We start from the raw sequence: 19943 nt of genomic DNA on the forward strand, positions 1-19943 counted from the left end.
GCTGCCTCCGCAGTCCCGTCCGCACGACGGGCACGTGCAGCCGTTGACGAACCCGTCGACGAGCCGGTCACAGCGGTCGCAGCGCCAGAGCGTTCCGCTCACGCGACCACCTCACCCGTCTCGAAGCACTCGGGGGCGATCCCCGCTCGCTGGCGGGCGATGTCGACCGCGGCGTCGTCGGTCGCGACGACGCTCACATCGACCTCCTCTCGGAAGACGTGGTCCTCCGCGCGGAGTTCGACCTCGACGCACCGGCTCACGCGTCGGCCTCCGGGGCGTCGGCGTCGCCAAGCTCGTCGTAGTCGAGATCACGGAGCTCGTCGACGACCCAGTCCGCGTCACCCGGCAGGTTCCGGGCGAGCCGGTGGACGTCGTAGTCGGTGACGACCGCGCCGGGTGTCATCACCGCGTAGAGCAACTGCGGGGAGTGGTAGCCCGCGGGCTCCAACTCCGGATCGTCGTCGGGATCGAGGCGCTCGACGCCCACCGTGTACGCGGTCGCGGTCCCGTCCGCAATGCGCGTGAACCTCATTCGCCACCTCCGGCGACCCATCGATCGCGACGGTCGAGCGCGTCGCGGGCGGCGTCCGTGAGCGCGTAGTCGTTCGTTCGGCGGTCGCGCTCTCCCTTCTCGACGAACCCGTGGTCGACGAGCGTATCGAGGTTCGGGTAGAGTCGGCCGTGGTTCACGGCGATCCCGTAGTACGCCTCCAGTCGCGCCTTGATCGAAGTTCCCTTCTGGTGGTTCTCTTGATCGAGGATCCGCAAAATGTCTCGCTGGAACGCGGTCAGGTCGGCGACAGCGCCCGTCCCATTGACCTCGGGCGTCTCGCCGCGTGCCGCGCTACTCATCGCGCACCTCCCGCAGATCGCTCTGGAGTGCGCCGAACGCGTCCGCGCACTCCGCACAGAGCGCACCGCCGTAAGCGGCGTCGTAGCCGTCAGCGGAGGCTGGGCAGAGACCGCAGCCGCCGTCGTTGTTTCCGTTCGGTTCGCCGGTCGTCGCGCAGGGCTTAAGCCCCGCAGTTGCCTTCGTTGGCATGGTTCTGTGGTTTCAGCACAGAACCCGACCCGGTNGGTTCGCCGGTCGTCGCGCAGGGCTTAAGCCCCGCAGTTGCCTTCGTTGGCATGGTTCTGTGGTTTCAGCACAGAACCCGACCCGGTCGGGCGGTGCAACGCCGCGACCGGGATTCCTACATTTTCTCACACTGCCGAGAGTCTCTCACTCGGGCTCCGTGAGAGTACATCGTAGCGTTGAGAACTTATAGTTTACGCAGGTATCTATCATTACCTCTGGTGGGTATGAGGTCTTATCGTGCCTATTAGGGTCAGCAGCATTCATATGTGCCATATGAGACACTCGGGAGACTGGATGGCGCTAGTTGATGATCGAGTACTAGAGTACTTGGAGGAGCACGAATCGGGTTCTCCCGAAGAAATGCGACAGAAGGGACCAATCCACTATTCTCGACAATATATCGGGCGTCGGTGTAAGAAGCTCGCTGACAAAGGGCTGGTTAAACACCTCGGAAATGGTATTTATATAATAACTGACGACGGTGAGGCGTACCTCGGCGGTCGACTCGACACGCAGGAGTGGCGCTATATCGAAGACGACGCCGACGACGTGAGCATCGACAGCGCGACTGATCGCGAGCACGGAAACTCACCCGCGAACGGAGGGCCGATGTAATGCGTCTATCAGCCCCGTGGATGGAGCAGGTCGACGAGCGGATCCTCGAACGGCTTTCTGAGCGCGATCGCGACGCGTGGGAGCTGGCGATCGACCTCGACGGCGCCGTCTCCGCGGGCCGTGTTCGCGAGCGCCTCCACGTCCTCGCTGACGCCGAGTTTGTCGAGCCCTACGAGCGGCAGCTCACCGAGGATCGCTCCGAAAAGTACTGGTCGATCACGACGTGGGGGACACTCTACCTCGCCGGTGAGGTCGATCCGAACCTCGACGTGCCGGTACCGAGTCCGCGTCCGAGCTACGCGACGCGACCGGGCGGGTGGGCGGGGTTCTGAATATGCGGGAGGCACATACATTGGCTGTTTGTGAAAATGGACATACACATGTGTACAACAGACATGCGATAAGTAGTGAAACGGAATCCACTGGTACATTTGAAATAAAAACCGGCATAGTCATCGAGCCAGTTGCTGAATTCCCCGATTACTGTTCTGATTGCGGTGAGAAAGTGCTGAATCTATGTCCGGAATGCTCCCACCCTATAGAAGCAGCCAATCAGAAAACTGCAGGCGACGAAAGCGATCGTCCAAACTTTTGTTCCGGGTGCGGTGTTGACTTTCCGTGGACGTCTACGATTGAATCAGAGGTCTCACGCGACGGTTCGTTCATCGATATCGAAGAGACAGAGGTTGAGGGACAGTTCTATCCGGACCTGATATCTGAGATCAACCTCAGCTACCGTGTTCAGGCAGACCACGCTACACTGATACTCAATCGAAAACTGATCGAGAGCCTGCTAACGGATATTCTGAAAGCTGAGTTCGGTTATGAGAATGTGGATGTGTTCTTTGATGGAGAGCGCAGCCAATTTTACGGGCTCAAACAGTTGATTAAGCGGTTCAAGGAGAACGAGGCAGAATTGAGCAAACACAGCGGGTCCCTTGGCGAAGATCTGTATCGACAGATTCGAGTGCTAAAACACGATGGAGACGCCGCTGCACACGTTATCGAAGACACGATCCAAGAAGAGGAGTTGCAGGAGAAATCTGGGACTGCTACGCGGGTTGTGAAGGTTCTGCTCAGTATGCGTGAGTCCGCTTGGACAATGACTAATTGAACAATATTTCGGTTGGTGTTTGGATGTCAAGAGACCCATACATACATACAATGTTATCTCAAAATAACAGTCCATGAGCGATTATGGACGCCGAAAAAGAGATCCACGTGAGCTGGCGAGTGATTTAGCGGAGATTGGTCTTTTGTCAGAAAAACAATCTGCAGCATACATCTATTTCGAGGTGATTGACGACCCTGATAAACAACCGGAAGATCTCTTTCATATCTCAGAAGAGGAGTTGAGAAATGAAAGGGAGGATGCAGTTAATTTGGTCAAATCTGCAAAGAAAGTGAAAAGAATGGAGAATAGAGGCACCAATCAGACTGAAATGATGGACATTCTTGCCGGAACAGGACTTCTCAGTGGAGAGCAAGCAGAAGCGTACTCTACATATGGTAATATAAGTGATAATGCCGCCTCTGAGGAACTAGGTAGGTCAATCGACGACATACGCGATGATAGCGAGCAGGTAGAGACAATACTTGAACAATCTCGCCGTGTGTATGGATTCGTGGTCCAACACGCCGGGGTAGAGGCCTATTGAATTATCCTATTGATTCGGACGTAGCTCAATCTCCTCTTCAAGCAACCCGTACAGTTCGTAGACGGTCTCGTCGATAAGCTGGTCCGTCTGCTCGATTTTGGTGTCTAGTTCCTCGGCGCGCTCCTTCGTCTGCAGGTAGTTCTCCAGGCCATCGACCACGTCGTCGACATCGGGCAACTCGATCGCCTTTGTCGTTTTCGCGACGATCTACTCGATCATCGGCGGGATCGTGATCGGCGGGATCTTGATCGCGCTGCTCCTCGCCGTCTTCGGTCGTCGGGCGCTTCGGTAGGGGTGATCGTCGGCGGGCGTTTCGAGACTCACTGGTTGATCACGACGCGGGGCAAACTATTCCTGAGGGAAGACGTCGATTTGAGTTTCGATCTGGCGGTATTGAATCTACGGTCACCTCGCACACCTTGACCGATCCGCTAGGCTAGATTCCACTAAATATGCCACGAAATTCTAAAATCAGAGGGAAGTAGTGCTACTATTCCAAATCACCAAGGCTCTGCTGTAGCCCTATGCCGGGACTAGGTTCACGCCAATCATCATCCAATAGATCTATTAATTCATTAGTGGAAGAAAACCGGACAAATCCGAGGTCATCTAACTTCTCCGGTGACTGGCCATCGTCTTCTTCCGGGTCATAGAGGAACCGCGGACGAGACTGATTTTGTGCAAATTCTGCCTGTCGAATGGTTCCTCCTGTCTTGCCTGAGGCGCCAATAATTACTGAGATCGATAGACCCGACGTAATACGGTTCCGCTCTACAAATCGGCCTCGGTGGACACTCTGTTTGTCACTGACCTCCGCGATAAGGGCACCGTGATTAGGGATTTTTTCACCAAGTTCGCGATTACTAGCAGGACGAATTGTTTGGATACCACCAGGAAGAACAGCAGTAGTTTGACCATCAGCTTCAATCGCTCCTTCATGTGCTGCCGTATCAATACCATTCGCGAGACCACTCACAATCGGGTACCCCTCTTCTGCAAGTTTTCCAGCTAATTTCCTGACGTAGTCTTTTCTGTGGGACTTGGCTTCTCTGGTGCCAACGATTGCAATTCCTCCAAAGAGTGCTGAATTACTACCTTTGATGTATATGCCAAACGGGGGATCTTCAATCTGCCATAACTGCTGGGGATATATGACACTGTAAAAGGGCAAAAATCTAACACCATTTTCATTTATTTCTTCAAGATAGTCAATGTATTCAACAATTTCGACGTCATTTAAATGATCGATCGCTCCCTTACAGGCTCTTTGTTCTTTAGCGTCTCCACTTTCGACCTTTTCGTGAAGGAATTTAACTAGGCCATTTAAATCCGGTTCATTCATGTCTGAATTATCTATGAATTCAAATAGAATTCTGATTAGTGATCGACTTTTCAAGCTTTGTTTGTCATTTAGGGCTGAAATCACAGCCTTAAATTCGTCCATATATTATCCCTCCACTTCTGCTAGAATATTCGCAAACTCTAGACTCTGAATATCTTCATCCCGTGCAATCACCAGTCCACTCACGTCTGACACACCTGATTCAACTAGAGCTTGAGCCGTTGCAGAGACCGTGGCACAGCTAGTAGCGATATCATCAATGACAATGGCTTTGTCTGCCGCGATTGAATCCTCCGTACAGCCAATCCTTCCTTGTAAATTATCAAGTCTTTCCTCAAGTCCAAGTTCTTTCTGAGATGCATAATCTTCTCTCTTGTGGATTATATCGCGAAATGGAATCTCAACTCTATCGCTAACCTCCTTGGCTACCGCGATCATATGGTTATCTGTACTCGACTCTGCAGTTCCAGAAGGCGGGACTACTAATAACTCCGCATCGGCTATGGGGTAGTCCTCAAAACCCTGTTCAAGAATGTTCGCAAATTCTGAAATGTGTTCAAGATTGTCTTTCAGATCATATATCGCCTCTATAAATTCATTTTTTTCAACATCTGAGATATATGTTGTCATTGCGTATACTTCGTCAATATACTGCCCCACGGCTGTCAAATCATTATTACAATAGTAGCATTCGCCAGAGGTTTTTGTGTATGATTTTTTTATAGCCCTTGAGCATTTTTGACATCGATATTTAGGACGCCAGATAGCCTGTCCATGGAATTCACCGGACTCTTCCACGTTTTCTTCTATTACTTCGTAGGTTGTCATATGTGTATGAAACCAGACAAGGGTTATAAAATCACTCCCCGGGCGTAGTGGAAGTGAAACAGATACAACTCCTATTTGTACATGTATAATATTCAACCACAATTTCTCTGCCTGCTCAACCATTCCGATCTACTCTCCGGTCAGACTGTATAGTTCGTAGACAATTTGGTCAAGCAGCATTCTGTCTGCTCGATCTTGGCGTCGATCTCCTCGAGGGTGCTCCTTCGTCCGCAGGCAGTTCTCCAGATCGTCGGCCACATCGTCGACGTCGGGCAACTCGATCGCCTTCAGCCGATCGACGAGCGAGTTCGTCTTCGTCGCCGTCTTCGCGGCGGTTTACTCGATCGTCGGCTGGATTCGTGGGCGGGTCGGGTTGGGTATCCTGAATCCGACTAGATGAAGACTGACACTCAGGAGTGCTTATAGTGGGATTGCAACGTCCAATTGTAGGAAACCTACTGCTGCGAGAAATAGGGTGAGCCAAGTAAGGATGCGCGTCAAATCCTTGACTTCGCTCTGTAACTCGATGTTACTCGCAGCGGTTTTTGCGCTAACTGAGTCGTGGATGAACTGAGAGACTCTCTCTAATTTATCTCCAATCCGGTCCATATCTGCTCTTGCCACCTCAAAGAGACTCGCAAGATGGTCCTCATAATTTTGGTAGAGTGATACTGGTTCATGGGTGCGTGCTGGTGGCTGAAGGGGAATCTCGTGGGCAGGATCCGGTTCTTCCTCACTCTCTAGGGGCAGTCCTTCATCAAGATCGGCTAGTTCGTCGCGAATCAACGTGTACTGGTTAATCCACTGCTCACGAAGGCTCTCCAAGTCTTGCTCTACTGATTGATAGAAGTCTAGCTCGTTCCCATCTCTATCCTTGTCAAAAATACGGGCTGTACCGTGTGTCTGGTCGTCAATTTCACCGATCTTCCTCCGTCGGTGATTTAGCCAACAGTCGGCCCGATAGTACGGCTTAATAGCGTTTTCGACACGTCTGAGCCACAGTGGGCCCATCACATCTTTCTCTGTATCTTCGTGAGTCGCGCTCGTGTTCAGGATAGTCGCCTGCCGGATGTATCCAGGACCCATTGAGTGCGGGGCGAGGAGATCTTCACCCCCGACGAGCGAAATAGGTTGCCCGAGAAGAATTTTGATTCGTTGTAGTTGTTCCCGATGAGCTTCTAACCACGACGAGGTTACGTCTGTGTCGAGACCTTCCTCTTGCCGTCCAATGTCGAGTTTCTCCTCGGGTTCTACGTAGAGTATCGTCGGTAAGTCGTCTTGGTCTTCGGGAATCGTCGGGATATCGTTTGTAAACTCGTTCAACGCCTTCACTGGGCCTCTTACAACTGAACTAACACGATCGAGGTCAGCTGTCAATATCTTTTGGAGCGTCGATTGCTCTAATTTTCCAACTGTGACGGCATCATACACGTGGCGCTTATCGGGAGTGAGATACGTTCGAATATTTTCGAACTGGGATAGTTGCTCGGGGAGATCTTCGTTCTTGGAGAAGATTGTCCGTTTCCAGTGACCTCCGCTCATCATGATTGGCCCCCCGAATGTCTCACCGCTCTCACCATACAAGTCTTCGAAAGCGGATTCGATACGGTCAGAATCGTTCGACGAGTAGAACTCAAACTGGGCAACAGCGGCGAAATTTATCTCAAACGTATCTTCGGACATTGGAACGGTTTAGTCTGCGAGTGCCTCCTCGACGATCGCGATCTCCTCCTCAGTCAGCCCGTACAGTTCGTAGACGATCTCGTCGATCAGCGTGTCCGTCTGTTCGATCTTGGCGTCGAGCTCCTCGGCGCGCTCCTTCGTCCGCAGGTAGTTCTCCAGATCGTCGGCCACGTCGTCGACGTCGGGCAACTCGATCGCCTTCAGCCGATCGACGAGCGAGTTCGTCTTCGTCGCCGCTTCGTAGAAGTTCGCGAACCCGCCCGCCTCGTCGACGGCGACCGGAACGAAGTGCTCGATCAGGTCCGCCTCCGTCTCCGTGAGGTCCGTGATCCGGAACGCCGGCAGGTACTCCGTCTCTGTGTAGCCCCATCGGTCCGTCTCATAGGCGTCCTCGTCGTCGGGCTTGTAGCGAGCGGTGGCCTCGATCAGGACCGTGTTGGGGGACTCGCGATTGACGCGGGCGGTTCCGACACGGAGGTTAGGATACGTTTCTTTTGTCTTCTCTAAGTACGATCTGTCTTGGCGTGTCACAGGCTGAATAAGAGCAATATTCGCTAAATTGTTTGAATCATACTCACCAGAGATGTGGTCTGTGAGATCGAGATTTAGCACACGTTTTTGATTCGTATACTTTGTGATTTTCTTACATAAATCTGATAGCTTCTTGTTCTTGCTTTCCGGAGGGTTTGGAACTGGGAAGTTTTCTAGATGTACCGCTCTAAATTCGTAGTACCCACCTCTCAGTGTCGACAACTCGCTATCGAACCACAGATGAGCAGCTGATGAATTAAGTAACGAGACTAGATACCAATCGTTTTCAGGGATGATGAAGCACTTGTCATTAAGATAATATTTGTTGGTGTCTAAACAGAATCTGGGTTGATTCCCGATTACAGGATAACAGATCTTGTTCTCCTCGAAGCTTTCCCAGTAGTCAACGGTATCCTGAATCTCATACCACTCATAATCTCCGGGCTTGCGACCATTCCATGAGCCAGTATAATCCGCTGGTTTGGGTTCAAGATCCGCCTTATATTGCTGAAGATGTTCTTTTATTGCGGGATAATTCTCGATGTTGATCCCTCTTCGAGTGAATATTAGATATTGGTTGGTATCTTCGATATAATATGGACGTACGTTTTTTCCGGTTGCTAGAGGTTTTATGATTTCGCTGCTTCTTTCGTCCTTGGATATGAGTTCTTGCCTCTTTTCTTCCGAGATAAAAAAGGCTTCATTATATCCTGTTTTCACACCATAATTGATCTCTGAATCGATGTATTTCGAAAGAGTATTTTTTGAATTTTCTAATTTATTGAGTGCTTTCAGACGGTTCTTCGTTGCCAAGGTCCATTGTTCTCCTAGGAATGTTGACTGCTCAAGGCCGTAGATTTCATCAACGAGGTCTTGGCGTAGATCTGTGAATTCTAAGTCAGATAGCCTAGCAACATCTACTAACCCGTTTGATGATTTGTGCTTCTCAAACACAATAATAGACGGATAGGCACTAACATCGGGAAATACGGGGAGATCCCCGAAATCAATGATCGATTTTAGGTTGGTCTTCTCAACTAGATAGTCTCTCAGATTACCCCCATAATTCGACCGCATGAACTTGTTAGAGACAATCTGTCCGTATCTACCATTTGTGTGTAATAGATCTCGTCCCTTTTCGATAAAGTAGACATATAGATCTGCGACTCCATGATATGTTTCAAATGATCTCTCTAAATATGTCTTTGAGTTAGATAGCTGTTCTTGGCGAACATATGGCGGATTCCCCACGACCGCATCGAACCCCGCCTCAGACATCTTCTCGCCCTCGGCGTCGAAGAACACCTCAGGGAACTCCAACTCCCAGTGGAAGAAGTTCTGCTCGTCATCGGTCGCCTGCGCCGCCGTGAACCAATCCTCGCCGCGGATCGCCGTCCAGTCGTCTTCGTTCTCGATCGCCCCCGCCATCTGCTCGTAGGCGTCCTCGGGCACGTCGGCTCCGAACTCCTCGGCGGTGTGGACGTTTGCTAACTCGAAGAGCCGCGTGTACAGCGGGTCGTCGCGAATCTCGTCGTACAGTTCCTCCATCGACTTCACGCTCTCCAGCGAGTCGTTGTCGTACGCGAGCAGGTCCGCCATTAGTTCCATCACGTGTTCGAGCGTGTCCTGCCGAACGCGCGCGAACGCCTGCGTCAGCGTGAGCTGGCCGCCGCTCTCCTCGGTGTCGTCAGAGAGCACCTCCGTGATGTCGCTGCCGACCAGCGAGTTCCCGTCCTTCAGGTGGTGATCGAGGAACGCAAGCGGCTGGTCCGCCGCGAGTGTCTCCAACCACATCGAGAGCTTCGACAGTTCGACCGCCATCCCGTTCAGGTCGACCCCGTAGATCACCTCCTTGGAGATCTCCCGGCGGATCTCTTGCTCGTCGTACGACTGAATCTCCTGCTCGCGAACGACCTCCATCACCTGCTCGGTGAGGTACCCCGTCGCCTTTGTCAAGAAGTGGCCCGACCCCATCGCCGGGTCGAGCACGGTCAGGTCCTGAACGCGCTGGTAGAACTCCGCGAAGTACTCCCGGTCGCTCGGCTCCAGCCCCCGATCGCGGAGGTCCGTGTCGATCTCGTCGATCAGCGGGTCCACCGTCTCCTCGACGATGTACGTGACCACGTAGTCGGGCGTGTAGTACGCGCCCGTGGCTTTGCGCTCGCCCTCGTCGTTGACGACGTACAGCCCGCCCTCCTCGACGATCTCGACCGCCTCTGCTGCCGTGACCTCCGAGGCCGGCTTCCACACCTGTCCGCCGTCCTCCGAGACCGCCGCGACGCCCTCCGCGTCCGCGATCCGGAACTCGTGTTCGAGCAGTCCCTCGTAGATCGCCAACGTGGTACGAGTTCTGGATATAGTGACTGATGTTAATCAGTGCTAGTGTCTCACTGTCCGTGTCGTCTGCCGCCTCAACGACCTCATTGATTCGATCTTTGTAGAAGTTGTAGGCATCGAGCAACCGCCAATTCGAATCGTAGATCGGGGTATAGTTCGAAAACGACGACGTGTCAGCTTCTTCGATGAGCTGGTCGCTAATTCGGAATTCCTCAACAAGGTCCCAGATTCGCGTCGCATCACCACGACGACCGTCAACGTCTTCACGTTCGTCTGAACAGAGATACTCCAAACGAGCCTCGGATCCCAACATGAGCGCTTCAAAGAACCCTAAGTCCGCGTTGTCGTCATCATCGTGCTTGTTGAGCGATAGACGTGGCACATCTCCCTTGAGAGGGTTTTCGAAGCGGTAGAGGAGTGACTCAATTTGCTTGATACTCCCCTCCCGTAATCGATTGACTGTTTCCTGTTGAATCGACTCTTCATCAAGAGCACGGAGTTCCTCAAGGACAGAGAGTAAGAGAATATTGATCGATGTGAGTCGCTGCTGCCCGTCGATAATTTCGTGTGTGTTTCTGTCTTTGTCGACAGCGAAGTACATTGAACTGAAGAACACATCGGAGACATCTGAGTCCTCAACAAGATCTGCCTCTACGAACTGTTGGAGGTCAGACCAGAGCTGTCGGTGATGCTTCTCCTTCCACGAGAACAGTCGCTGGTATTCTGGGACATTAAATGTCCGATCTGAGAGAACCTCTTCCAGCGTCCTCTTTTCCATCTCGAAGTTTTCTCCCGCGATCTGCCGCATCGCCACGTGGTCTGCGACCGACGTGATATCGAGATCCACGTGATCGTAGTCGATATAGATATCGTAGAGTGTTGTATCATCAGCCATAATCGTCTGTCAAAGAGAAGTCACATAGTAGTATCGAGAATTCTTACGAGACTGGTCCTTTGATCGGCGTATTCAGCTCGGTTAAATTCACCACCGAATAATATGCTCGAACAGGGTTGGAGGATCGTCATCGGCCTAGAGAGCTGAAGTATTTTACACACGGCGTCCAAATATGTTGATATGCAGTCACTTCCTGCTTCAGAGCTTCGTGACCAATTCAATACGATTCCAGATCTGCTAGAGGCCGATGAAAACTTCGTAGAAGCAGATGGTCTTGAAGACAGGATCATCCGCCTCACCGAATACTCGTTTGAGGAGATGGTGGAGCTTGGTCGGTCACTCAACGTAAACACATTCTACGGAACATTGAAAACAGCAGATGATGGCACACCTCAGTGGGCTCAAATGTTCTTTTTGTATGATGGTGTCGGTCACGTGCAAACTATTGAATCAGCTGAGTTGGCACAAGTACGGGAGCACGAAGCTGATGAGCAATCCGAAGAACTGGAGCAAAAGAGAGACTTAGCAGACGAAATCTTGGAGCAGTACGCCGAATTCCTCGACGACGCCACTGAATATCGGCTGAACAACAACGTCGGAGAGGTGACGATAGAACGGTTGTTCCGGCTTCAAGATCGGCTTCAGGAAGAGAAAGAAGAGCAGAGGCGTGAGGAGCGGATTGACGAGGAGCTGGAGATGGAACTGGCGGAGGCAGTGTATAACGACGATCGGTACCACTCGCGATTCAATACAACTGACGTTGAGATGCTCCTCGAACAGCTAGATGTCGAATTTGACGAGGATAAAGTTCGAATCAACCGTATCGATACCAAAGCCAAATCTCTGCTCAAGCTAGAGGAGTAGCTTCTGACATCGAACATCACTCACTCTGCATCAACTTCGACGTGGTTGTCGCTCATATCCCGACATAAGAGGTGTGTTGGACCTCTACGCTCTACTCCGATACACGCGCATCTGTGCCACCCACCTCTATAGCCGATCACCCCCGCCGCACGATCGTTGAGACCGATCAGAACTGGTCCCGCGGCGCCTTCCTATTCGCCAGCCAGTGTGCGCCGATCAGGTCGGTCTCGATCTGCTCTCGCTTGTGCTTCGCGTCGCCCTCGTCGACGATCGCGTAGCTGAATACCAACTCTTCATCTCGATTTCGCCGGTGTCGATACAGCCGACTCTTCAGGTTCCCACTTTGGCCGATGTACTCCAGCGGTTCCGGCTCCTCACTGTTCCAGATCCGATACACACCGGGATCGGTCGGGAGACCGTACGCGTTCGCGAGCGGCTCCGGTGCGGTCCAGTTGAGCCCCATCCACGATTGACTGGTCGGCTCGTCGGCGTCGATCCACGGCAGCGGCCCGATGCCGGGTGCCGTGTTTAACTCGGTCTCGTCGTCGCCGAGTGTGCCACCAGTGAACCCGCCAGCGCGCTGGCTCGACCGCTTGTAGCCGTCAATGATTCGGCCGAAGTTCGCCGTCGTGTTCTCACCGGATTCTCGCCGGTATACGGCGATCAGCGCCTCCTCGATCGAGAGCCGTCGTTGTCGCTGTTCAACGTCGGCGGGCGAGGTGACCGACACCTGGAAGTCGGGCCCGTACTCCTGCCGTACGGCCCAGAGGCTCGGTGCCGCGACGTGCGGGTCCGTGTACGGCATTTCCTCCTTGTAACAGCCTGAGAGGGCGCGTACGCGACCGCGGAGACTGCGACCGGTCTGACCGATGTACGTCAGCCCGTCTCGATCGAGATGCCGAACGCGGTAGATGCCCGGGTTCATGGGAATGCGAGAGAGCTCACCGTCGGCCGGGTTCAGACTCAGCCACGGCGACCACTCGAACCCCATCCAGTCGGCGGCGTTGTAGTCGGACTCGTTGAGCGTCGTCACGTTGTGAGATATTCTCTGAGGACTGCTATTCAGTGTTGGCTGTCTCTTTAACGATTCCAATCTGAGATTTCAACGGGAAGATTCAGATTAAAATGTGATTTGGTAGATGGAATTCACCTCTGTCCAGAATTATTCGTGGTGCGGACACGATCCTGCTGGGTTCTGGCACAGTGTTTTTTTCGTGGTTTTTGCTCCACAAATGTCAAGATCGTCTTCTAACCATGCCTCAAACTCGCCAGGAGGGTAGGCTGGCACTTCACCACTGCTTGAACGGGTCAGAGTAGCCGCTCTGTGACACTCTTGGCAGAGTGTAGCAAGGTTTTGTACTTCGTCTTTCCCTCCCCGAGAATAGGGAATTATATGATGGACTTCTAGGATTTCAGTTGAGCCACACCGTCGACACTTGTTCCCATCCCGGTCAAGAACAGCATTACGTACTTGAGTCGATAGTGAATTTGTTCGGTACGCTTTTCGTTGTAAAACTACCGCTGCATCACCTCTTTTGTAAATTTCCTCGCGATAGTGCTGTGTCACTCCATAGGAACTCTCAGTGACATCATCACAAGCTCTGAAACGTTTGATATAATTTGTGGTTGTATTAACAACCTCTATCACTGCCAGCGCGTTTATTTTTTCTCCGAATATTTGCAGTAGTACGCAGATACGATCTTTTTTAGATTCCTCTTCCGGATTCTTGAATCTGTCTTCAAGCAAACTTTTGTAGAGGTCTATGAGCTCTTCACGAGTTTTTTCAGCATGCTCTTTCCGAAGTGAAGCTCGCTTATCTCTAGAAAGTTTGTCATCAACATCAATCCGTTGCCAGCTCATTATTTTAGAGTAATTTTAATTGCTACGACCGCGTTTTGATTCTGATCGTTTCGAACGGGTCATAACCAACCGGATCGGGAACCGTGCCGTCGGCGTTGCGAACGAGTTCCTGCATCTTCGTCATGCACCGATCGACACAGATCTTCTTCAAAAGTGTACTCAGAACCGGGACTGAAAGTGGAAGTGTATCATACGTCGACGCGCCTCTCCGCACGCCGGCGCGTGGCCTCGCGCACCCCCGGGGGACCCCTGTGCGCTACTCCGAAACACGCGCGCGTATCTGCGTCGTCGATCGCCGCGCCCGCTCGCCGCTTGGCCGCGAGATCGGCTGTCGTGGAGTCCTCGCTTCGAGCGCGCAGATACGGCCGTCCGCTGACTCGTGGGCTCGATCGCTCCACAACTGACAAGTATTGCATCCGTTCGCAGGACGAACGCACGGCGGTTTCGCCGCAGATCGTTGAATGTATGTCGTGTTATGTCGGCCAAAATAACGGCATATGAGAACATAATTGGCATTATGGGCAAAGACATCCGGATAGTTGCCGGTTTGCCCCTGTTCCGTACGTCACGCGTCTCGGAAGATGGTGTCGGGTGAGATAGAGGAATGACCCCCAGCCATGTACGTGTAGTCGACTGACGATTGATGCTTAACGCACGGTCCAGGTACGCCGCCGATTCGACCGGACCGGCGGGCGATCATCACGTCCGACTCACACACCATGAGAGACGAACACACTGACGGACGCGACGCATTGACCGGCCACTCCAGACGCGACCTCCTCAGGACGGCTTCGATCGGCGCCCTCGCTGCCGGGTTCTCCGGCTGTCTGGGCGGCGCGACTAGCGGCACCGACACGACCAGTAGTGGCGCCGGTGCCACAGCCCGCTGGGCCGGCACTCAGAACCCCGATACGACGTGCTGGGACTTCGACGAGAACCAGTCCGAAGAGTCGGAGGGCTGTGGACTCGTCTATCCCGTCTTCGAGCTCAAGCGCCGACTCGACTCGCGAGAAGATGCCCCGGACATGGCCCTCGTCGACAGCAAGGAACTCTGCAGCGAGCAGTCCTGCATGTCGAAGCTCGACTCGAAGGTGATTCAGTTGGGTAGCAGTTCGGTCGCCAACTCCGCGAAAATATGGCCGGAGAACGAAATCTGGAGCATCCCGTACACGTTCCCGGTCCACCAGCGGGCCTCCATCGGCTACAGTTTCGTCCACCCGACCACATGGGAGGACTACTGGGTGCCCTTCGCGAAGAAGTACAACGTCGTCCCGATCGGCTTCGATCCGCCGGGCTACCGCGCGCACCTCATCGGTACGGGCAGCGACCCCGGCACCCCGGTCACCTCGCCCGCCGACTTCGAGAATCGAAAGATCCGCACCACCCAGAGCGAGGTCATCTCAACGGCATTCGACGAACTCGGAATGAATCCGACCACCATTTCCTTCTCCGACACGCTCCAAGGGATGAAGTCGGGCGTCGTTGACGGCCTAGAGATCATCACACCCTACGCCGTCGCGGCCCAGATCACGTCGATCACCGCGCAGGTGACGCTGACCCAGTGGGCACCCGGTCTCGACCCCATCTGGTGTCGCGTCGACTTCCTCAAGGGCCTCTCGGAGGCCGAGCGGACGGCGTTCGCGGAGGTTACGGCCGACCTCGCCGAGCAGAGCATCCAGCGCACCGATCGGATGTACGAACGCTTCCAGGGGCTCAGCCCCGACGCACCGGTCGAGGGCTCGAACTTCCACACACAGGGCCCCGACGACGAACCGGTGCAGGTCAATTGGCTGAGCGAAGAGGAGCTCGACGCGTGGCGGGCACCCGTCAATCCGGCCGACAACCGCGACCTCTACGACGACGCGATCGGTCGGGTTCACGACGAGTTCACGGACGGGTTCTTCGACCAACTCCACGACATCTCCCGCGAGAGCGGCGTGCCCGACCAGTCGAGGAACTTCACCCTCGACGCCTGGTGGGACGACTATCTGGATCAAATCTAAGTCGCCGATGTCAACCACACTCTTCCGGTATCTCAGGGTTCTCCTCGACCCGGAACGGCTGCAGGAGACGCGTCTCGGTCCCGTCGAGCGCAACCTCGAACTCTACCTCGGCGGGACGCTTCTCGTCGCCTACGGGCTGGTGATCGGGTTCTCAGTCATCCAGCGCACCCTGACCGGCGAGCAGGCGCTGTGGGCACAGGAAAGCGCCATCGGGATGTTCGTCTGGGTCGCCTGGCTCTCCGTGGCGTACGTGATTCGCAACGAGGACCACTTGCGGTTCACGATGGTACTCGACGACCTATCGAACACTGGCCGGTACGTCGTCTACTGTGTCGAGTGGCTCTGCTGGCTCGCTTTCGCGGGCATCGTGTTCGTCTACTCCCTCCCCGTCTTCGGCGACTTCCTCAGCCGTGGCGGGACGATCACGGGCACGCCGGTCCCCGACGCAATCACGTATCTGGCGGTGACGGTCGGCGTCGCACTCGTGCTCTTTCGTGTCGCCGAGCAGATGCTCTGGGTGACGTACGCCTTTCGCCGCGGCGACGACATCACCTACGCGGACGGCGAGGTGGTGGGCGAGTGATCCCCCTACAGGCTGGTGTCGCCGGCCTCCCTCCGGGCGTCGCGCTCTCGGTTCTGACCCTCGTCGCCGTCGGCCTGTTCGTGGTCGGGGTACCGGTCCTATTGGTGTTCTCGACGTGGGCCATCGGCTTTACCCTCATCTTCCCCGTCTTCAGTCTGCGGAACGTGGCACTCGTCTCGTACTATCAGCTCTGGACGTTCCCGCTGACGGCCGTCCCGCTGTTCATTCTCGTCGGTGCCCTCGTCAACCAGTTACAGATCGCTCGCGACATCATCAACATGTCCCGCTCGCTTGCGGGGTGGCTTCCCGGTAGCTCGGCGAACACGGCGCTTGTCACCGCTGGCGTCTTCTCCGCCATCACGGGATCGAACGCCGCGACGACGGCCTCCGTGGGCGAGGCCTTCACCGACGAACTCAACGAGGAGGGGTACGACCCCGTGTTCAGCGCCGCCACGATCGCTGCTGGCGGCACTCTGGGCATCATCATCCCGCCGAGCGTCCTCTTTATCCTCTACGGCGTCACGTTCAACCTCTCTGTCTCGGAACTGTTCGTCGCCGGCATCCTGCCCGGTATTCTGATGCTCGTCGGACTCATCGTGACGGCGACACTCATCTCTCGGAAGCGCGACTACGGAGTGTCCGACTACTCGTTCAGCCTCACGTCCGTCTTCCGGTCGATGTTCCGGGCGCGGAACTCCCTGCTCACTATCGTCGTCCTGCTAGGTGGCATCTTCACCGGCCTGTTCACCCCCTCGGAATCGGCCTCCATCGCCATCCTCTTTGTCGTCACAGCTGAGTTTCTCTCCGGGAACATCGACGATTTTGAGTTTGTGACGGAGTCCGTCCAACTCACCGTCTACCTCGTCGGCATCATCATTCCGGTGTTGATCACGTCGATCATGATCCAGCAGAGCCTCTCCTTTCTCAGCCTGCAGGATCTGGTCTCGAACGCCATTCTGGCGCTAGATTCACCCGTTCTCGTCGGGGTCGCGTTGCTCGCCGTCATGCTCCTGAGCGGGTCGATTCTGGCATCGATTCCGAACATGATCCTCACCGCGCCGCTCTTGGCGCCGGCCGCTTTCTCCCTCGGCATCTCGCCGCTCATGTGGGGCGTGATCTTCATGATCAGCGACGCCATCGGCTTCATCACGCCACCATACGGTCTCAACCTCTACATCATGAGCAGTATCACCGACATCGACTACATCAAAATCGCCCGCGCCGCCTTCCCCTACTTCGTTGTGTTGACCTCGGTGCTCGTGCTGTTTTTCGTCTTCCCAGAGGCGAACGTGCTCGCCGCGGGCTGACCTTCCGCGGGGACCGGTCTTCGTCGTATGACGCGGCATATATGTAGCCGACCGGCCAACGGTGAGCCATGTTTCTGTTGCTGACCGCGGGCCCGGACGACACCGACGCGGCTCTCCCCTTCGTCGCCGCCAAGGGGGCACTGGCCAACGGCGACGACGTGTCCATCGTGGCGATGTCCGATGCCGTCCACCTCCTGACGACCGACACCGACCGCCACGCCATCGACGCGTCGGGGCTCCCCACCGTCGGGCAGACTGTCGAGCGACTCCGCGACGCCGACGCTCTCGCGGACGCCGTCGCCCTACGCGACTGTTGTGCCGCCCGCGACATCGACGAGGCTGACCTTGCCGACTGGGCGACGATGGACGACGAACGCGCTGTACCCCGACTCGCGGCCGCTCACGACACCACGCTCTCCTTCTAACCCGGCCGCGGCCACCACCTCCACAATCTAGACGCCTTCTAGATCGATTTTCGCGGAATTATGTCTGGAGATCGAGAAACATCCATTTCTCTTCCGGCACCGGTATCGGTCGGGGCGACACGCCCCTGATCGCTATGACAGCACCCCCGCCGACTCAACGAAGACTACTCCGTGCCGGGGCCGTACTCGACGTGGGAGGCACTGGCCTCGCCTTCGGCCGCCGCGCCCGCTCGCCGCTCGGCCGCGAGATCGTCGACGCCCAAGCGGTTGAACGAGCGCTCGATCCGTGCGTCGAAAGCCGATCTGGAGCAGTCGCGTTCTTGCTCGTTGATCTAATTGAATCCCAGCTCGTGTGCATCGCCCGCTGTGCTGAACACACAGCGCTTATCGATTTTCTATGTCGCGAAGTCTGGGGGGGAACACCTCGTGGAATCTCTCTCCCTGAGTGAGCATCCACTCGAAATACTCGCCCCAGGCGTCTCTGTCAGCAATATTCGCGTTGCGTGTCACGCCTAGGTCACTGCGCATCTTCCCTGCTCGCGTCTCGCGAAGTTCTCCCCACTCGATATCGTTCTGCAATTCCTCTTCGATGTCGTCGGCTTGGCGTCTTAACTCGTCATACGCGAATTTGCTGTCGTCAATTATCAGCTTGATCGCGAGTTCCTCTGAATCCTCGTCGAGGTTGAACGAAATGTGGTAGCCACCAACGCCGATCGGATTCGAGTAGTAGTGACGAGGTTGCGGTTTGCGTGACCTGAGCGGGGTGTTCGTTTCCTCAATACGGTCTCGAAATGTCGCCCAGAAATCTTCCCGCAATTTGTCTCGGTCCGATAATTCCCCCCGAGATCGCTGTGCTTTCTCCTTCCACTCACTTGGGCTTTCGAGTGCATTGAACCGGACGGCAGGCAGTGAGTCTCCGATTCGCCACACCTCTACTCGAACCGCGAAGAAGTTGACGTGTTCTCGACTGTTGGCGTTCAACCACTGGATAGCATCTAGATGCTCGTCGTTGAATTTTGGAGCGATCCAGACGATGATGTCAGCGTCGACGCCTGCTGCGTAGGCCATTGACTTTCCGAGATGGTCGTGGTCAGATTTTCCGAGTTGGTTCTCGATGATAACCGTGCGTCCGTCATCGACCACTTCGGCGTAGATGTCAACTCTGTAGTTGCCGACGGGTTTCTCGATTTCAATCACCTCCAAGTCGATACCGAGAGTGTTTTCGAGCTGAGAAGCACCATCTGCACCAATCTCCTCTGCAACCCACGGTGTGAATTCGTATTCTTCGTGATGCCAGTAGTCACGGACATCTTGAGGGTTGAGTGAGGCGAAATCCGGCATATACCTCCGTTCACCCGTTGGTAAGTTAATTCCTACCGAGTATTGATGTTGAACAGCACGTGAATTCCAGCCGATCACCCTGATTTACTCTCGAAAGTGCTACGGCACAACTGCCCCTCCCCCTCCCGTACCCATATATACGCCCGCGCGTGTGGGCAAATTCTCAGCAGGCAGCAGAAACTCCGAACCGGCCGATCTCAGAGATCGCCATATCGAGATATATGGAGATTGGGCTCTGTAGAAATCCTCAGAAACAGATGGGAATCGTTTGCTGAATACAGAGGGTGGATTCAGTAACCCGACCCTCTAATTGGACGTAAGGTCCGCGATGCCCGGATAGCTATGGTTAGCAATTACTCGTTGAGGGAGGAACCCCATGTTTATTGAAGTATCAGCCGTATCAGAATTCAAGATGAATGGTGATTCTCTGGTCTTCTCTGAAATCGATGATCTGGATATATTTCTGAGCGAGGGATTTCCCTCAAGCCGCACGTACATGATTCTAGACAGCGACGAGATTCACATTGAGAAATTTCTTGGCGACCTTCGCGGGGTCCTGACCGCGACGCCAACGTTGGAGAACGAAAGGTAA

Annotated in this window: 21 protein-coding genes and 2 pseudogenes; 10 read left to right on the plus strand and 13 right to left on the minus strand. The window is 54.6% G+C overall.

Annotated elements, in window-relative coordinates; genetic code table 11:
• Positions 1-98: 98 nt before the first annotated feature.
• From C461_RS15650 to C461_RS15310, 4 genes are read right to left on the minus strand one after another with little or no spacing between them, the layout of a single operon-like run.
• Positions 99-260: a hypothetical protein gene (locus tag C461_RS15650; RefSeq protein WP_156062188.1), complete on the minus strand. Its 162-nt coding sequence runs from the start codon at positions 258-260 to the stop codon at positions 99-101.
• Complete coding sequence (locus C461_RS04240) at positions 257-532, minus strand: hypothetical protein (RefSeq protein ID WP_007998952.1); 276 nt, start codon at positions 530-532, stop codon at positions 257-259. Before C461_RS04240 ends, C461_RS15650 begins: the two co-directional genes overlap by 4 nt.
• Entirely contained in the window at positions 529-852 is a 324-nt protein-coding gene (locus C461_RS04245; RefSeq protein ID WP_007998954.1) for a PadR family transcriptional regulator, read from the minus strand. The genes C461_RS04240 and C461_RS04245 overlap by 4 nt, the downstream gene beginning before the upstream one ends.
• Positions 845-1042, minus strand: coding sequence for a hypothetical protein (locus tag C461_RS15310; protein WP_152418311.1), 198 nt, complete (start codon positions 1040-1042; stop codon positions 845-847). Before C461_RS15310 ends, C461_RS04245 begins: the two co-directional genes overlap by 8 nt.
• Positions 1043-1351: 309 nt before the next feature.
• On the opposite strand from C461_RS15310, the gene C461_RS04250 reads away from it, so the two are divergent.
• The 4 genes from C461_RS04250 (at position 1352) to C461_RS15315 (ending at position 3351) form a co-directional block, all read left to right on the plus strand.
• Entirely contained in the window at positions 1352-1693 is a 342-nt protein-coding gene (locus C461_RS04250; RefSeq protein ID WP_049906288.1) for a MarR family transcriptional regulator, read from the plus strand.
• Entirely contained in the window at positions 1693-2025 is a 333-nt protein-coding gene (locus C461_RS04255; protein WP_049906289.1) for a hypothetical protein, read from the plus strand. The genes C461_RS04250 and C461_RS04255 overlap by 1 nt, the downstream gene beginning before the upstream one ends.
• Positions 2026-2075: 50 nt before the next feature.
• Positions 2076-2807 (plus strand): DUF2321 domain-containing protein, encoded by a 732-nt coding sequence (locus C461_RS14995; protein WP_162138517.1) that lies wholly within the window; start codon positions 2076-2078, stop codon positions 2805-2807.
• 73 nt (positions 2808-2880) lie between these two features.
• Positions 2881-3351: a hypothetical protein gene (locus tag C461_RS15315; RefSeq protein WP_152418312.1), complete on the plus strand. Its 471-nt coding sequence runs from the start codon at positions 2881-2883 to the stop codon at positions 3349-3351.
• A gap of 6 nt (positions 3352-3357) precedes the next feature.
• On the opposite strand, the gene C461_RS04265 is transcribed toward C461_RS15315, so the two are convergent.
• From C461_RS04265 to C461_RS16275, 6 genes and pseudogenes are all read right to left on the minus strand, one after another.
• Positions 3358-3528: a hypothetical protein gene (locus C461_RS04265; protein ID WP_007998962.1), complete on the minus strand. Its 171-nt coding sequence runs from the start codon at positions 3526-3528 to the stop codon at positions 3358-3360.
• Between the two features lie 313 nt (positions 3529-3841).
• A complete protein-coding gene (locus C461_RS15000) occupies positions 3842-4795 on the minus strand; it encodes a DNA-processing protein DprA (RefSeq protein ID WP_080506248.1) in 954 nt (317 codons plus the stop codon).
• A 3-nt stretch (positions 4796-4798) separates the two neighbouring features.
• Entirely contained in the window at positions 4799-5521 is a 723-nt protein-coding gene (locus C461_RS15320) for a ComF family protein (protein WP_152418314.1), read from the minus strand.
• 420 nt (positions 5522-5941) lie between these two features.
• Entirely contained in the window at positions 5942-7204 is a 1263-nt protein-coding gene (locus C461_RS04270) for a hypothetical protein (RefSeq protein WP_007998968.1), read from the minus strand.
• Between the two features lie 9 nt (positions 7205-7213).
• Positions 7214-10084: pseudogene (locus tag C461_RS04275) on the minus strand (Eco57I restriction-modification methylase domain-containing protein); the annotation flags it as partial.
• Positions 10085-10478: 394 nt separating this feature from the next.
• Positions 10479-10967 (minus strand): annotated as a pseudogene (locus C461_RS16275) (DUF262 domain-containing protein); the annotation flags it as partial.
• A 180-nt stretch (positions 10968-11147) separates the two neighbouring features.
• Here C461_RS16275 and C461_RS04280 point away from each other — a divergent pair.
• On the plus strand, positions 11148-11831 hold the full coding sequence (locus C461_RS04280; RefSeq protein WP_007998971.1) for a hypothetical protein: 684 nt from the start codon (positions 11148-11150) through the stop codon (positions 11829-11831).
• A 166-nt stretch (positions 11832-11997) separates the two neighbouring features.
• Here C461_RS04280 and C461_RS04285 read toward each other — a convergent pair whose 3' ends face one another.
• Together C461_RS04285 and C461_RS15010 are read right to left on the minus strand one after the other, a co-directional pair.
• Complete coding sequence (locus C461_RS04285; protein WP_007998972.1) at positions 11998-12864, minus strand: hypothetical protein; 867 nt, start codon at positions 12862-12864, stop codon at positions 11998-12000.
• A 129-nt stretch (positions 12865-12993) separates the two neighbouring features.
• Positions 12994-13692, minus strand: coding sequence for an HNH endonuclease (locus C461_RS15010; protein ID WP_080506249.1), 699 nt, complete (start codon positions 13690-13692; stop codon positions 12994-12996).
• A 719-nt stretch (positions 13693-14411) separates the two neighbouring features.
• On the opposite strand from C461_RS15010, the gene C461_RS04290 reads away from it, so the two are divergent.
• The 4 genes from C461_RS04290 to C461_RS04305 all read left to right on the plus strand — a co-directional run bounded on the left by C461_RS04290 (position 14412) and on the right by C461_RS04305 (position 18010).
• A complete protein-coding gene (locus C461_RS04290; RefSeq protein WP_007998974.1) occupies positions 14412-15695 on the plus strand; it encodes a TRAP transporter substrate-binding protein in 1284 nt (427 codons plus the stop codon).
• A gap of 7 nt (positions 15696-15702) precedes the next feature.
• Entirely contained in the window at positions 15703-16278 is a 576-nt protein-coding gene (locus C461_RS04295; RefSeq protein WP_007998975.1) for a TRAP transporter small permease, read from the plus strand.
• Positions 16275-17585 (plus strand): TRAP transporter large permease, encoded by a 1311-nt coding sequence (locus tag C461_RS04300; protein WP_007998976.1) that lies wholly within the window; start codon positions 16275-16277, stop codon positions 17583-17585. The genes C461_RS04295 and C461_RS04300 overlap by 4 nt, the downstream gene beginning before the upstream one ends.
• Before the next feature lie 68 nt (positions 17586-17653).
• Positions 17654-18010: a DsrE family protein gene (locus C461_RS04305; protein ID WP_007998977.1), complete on the plus strand. Its 357-nt coding sequence runs from the start codon at positions 17654-17656 to the stop codon at positions 18008-18010.
• A gap of 384 nt (positions 18011-18394) precedes the next feature.
• Here C461_RS04305 and C461_RS04310 read toward each other — a convergent pair whose 3' ends face one another.
• Positions 18395-19351 (minus strand): DUF4268 domain-containing protein, encoded by a 957-nt coding sequence (locus C461_RS04310; RefSeq protein WP_007998978.1) that lies wholly within the window; start codon positions 19349-19351, stop codon positions 18395-18397.
• Between the two features lie 376 nt (positions 19352-19727).
• On the opposite strand from C461_RS04310, the gene C461_RS04315 reads away from it, so the two are divergent.
• Positions 19728-19943 carry a hypothetical protein gene (locus tag C461_RS04315; RefSeq protein ID WP_152418315.1) on the plus strand — a complete coding sequence of 72 codons (216 nt, stop codon included), beginning with the start codon at positions 19728-19730 and terminating at the stop codon, positions 19941-19943.

This window comes from Halorubrum aidingense JCM 13560 (assembly GCF_000336995.1).
Classification (GTDB): domain Archaea; phylum Halobacteriota; class Halobacteria; order Halobacteriales; family Haloferacaceae; genus Halorubrum; species Halorubrum aidingense.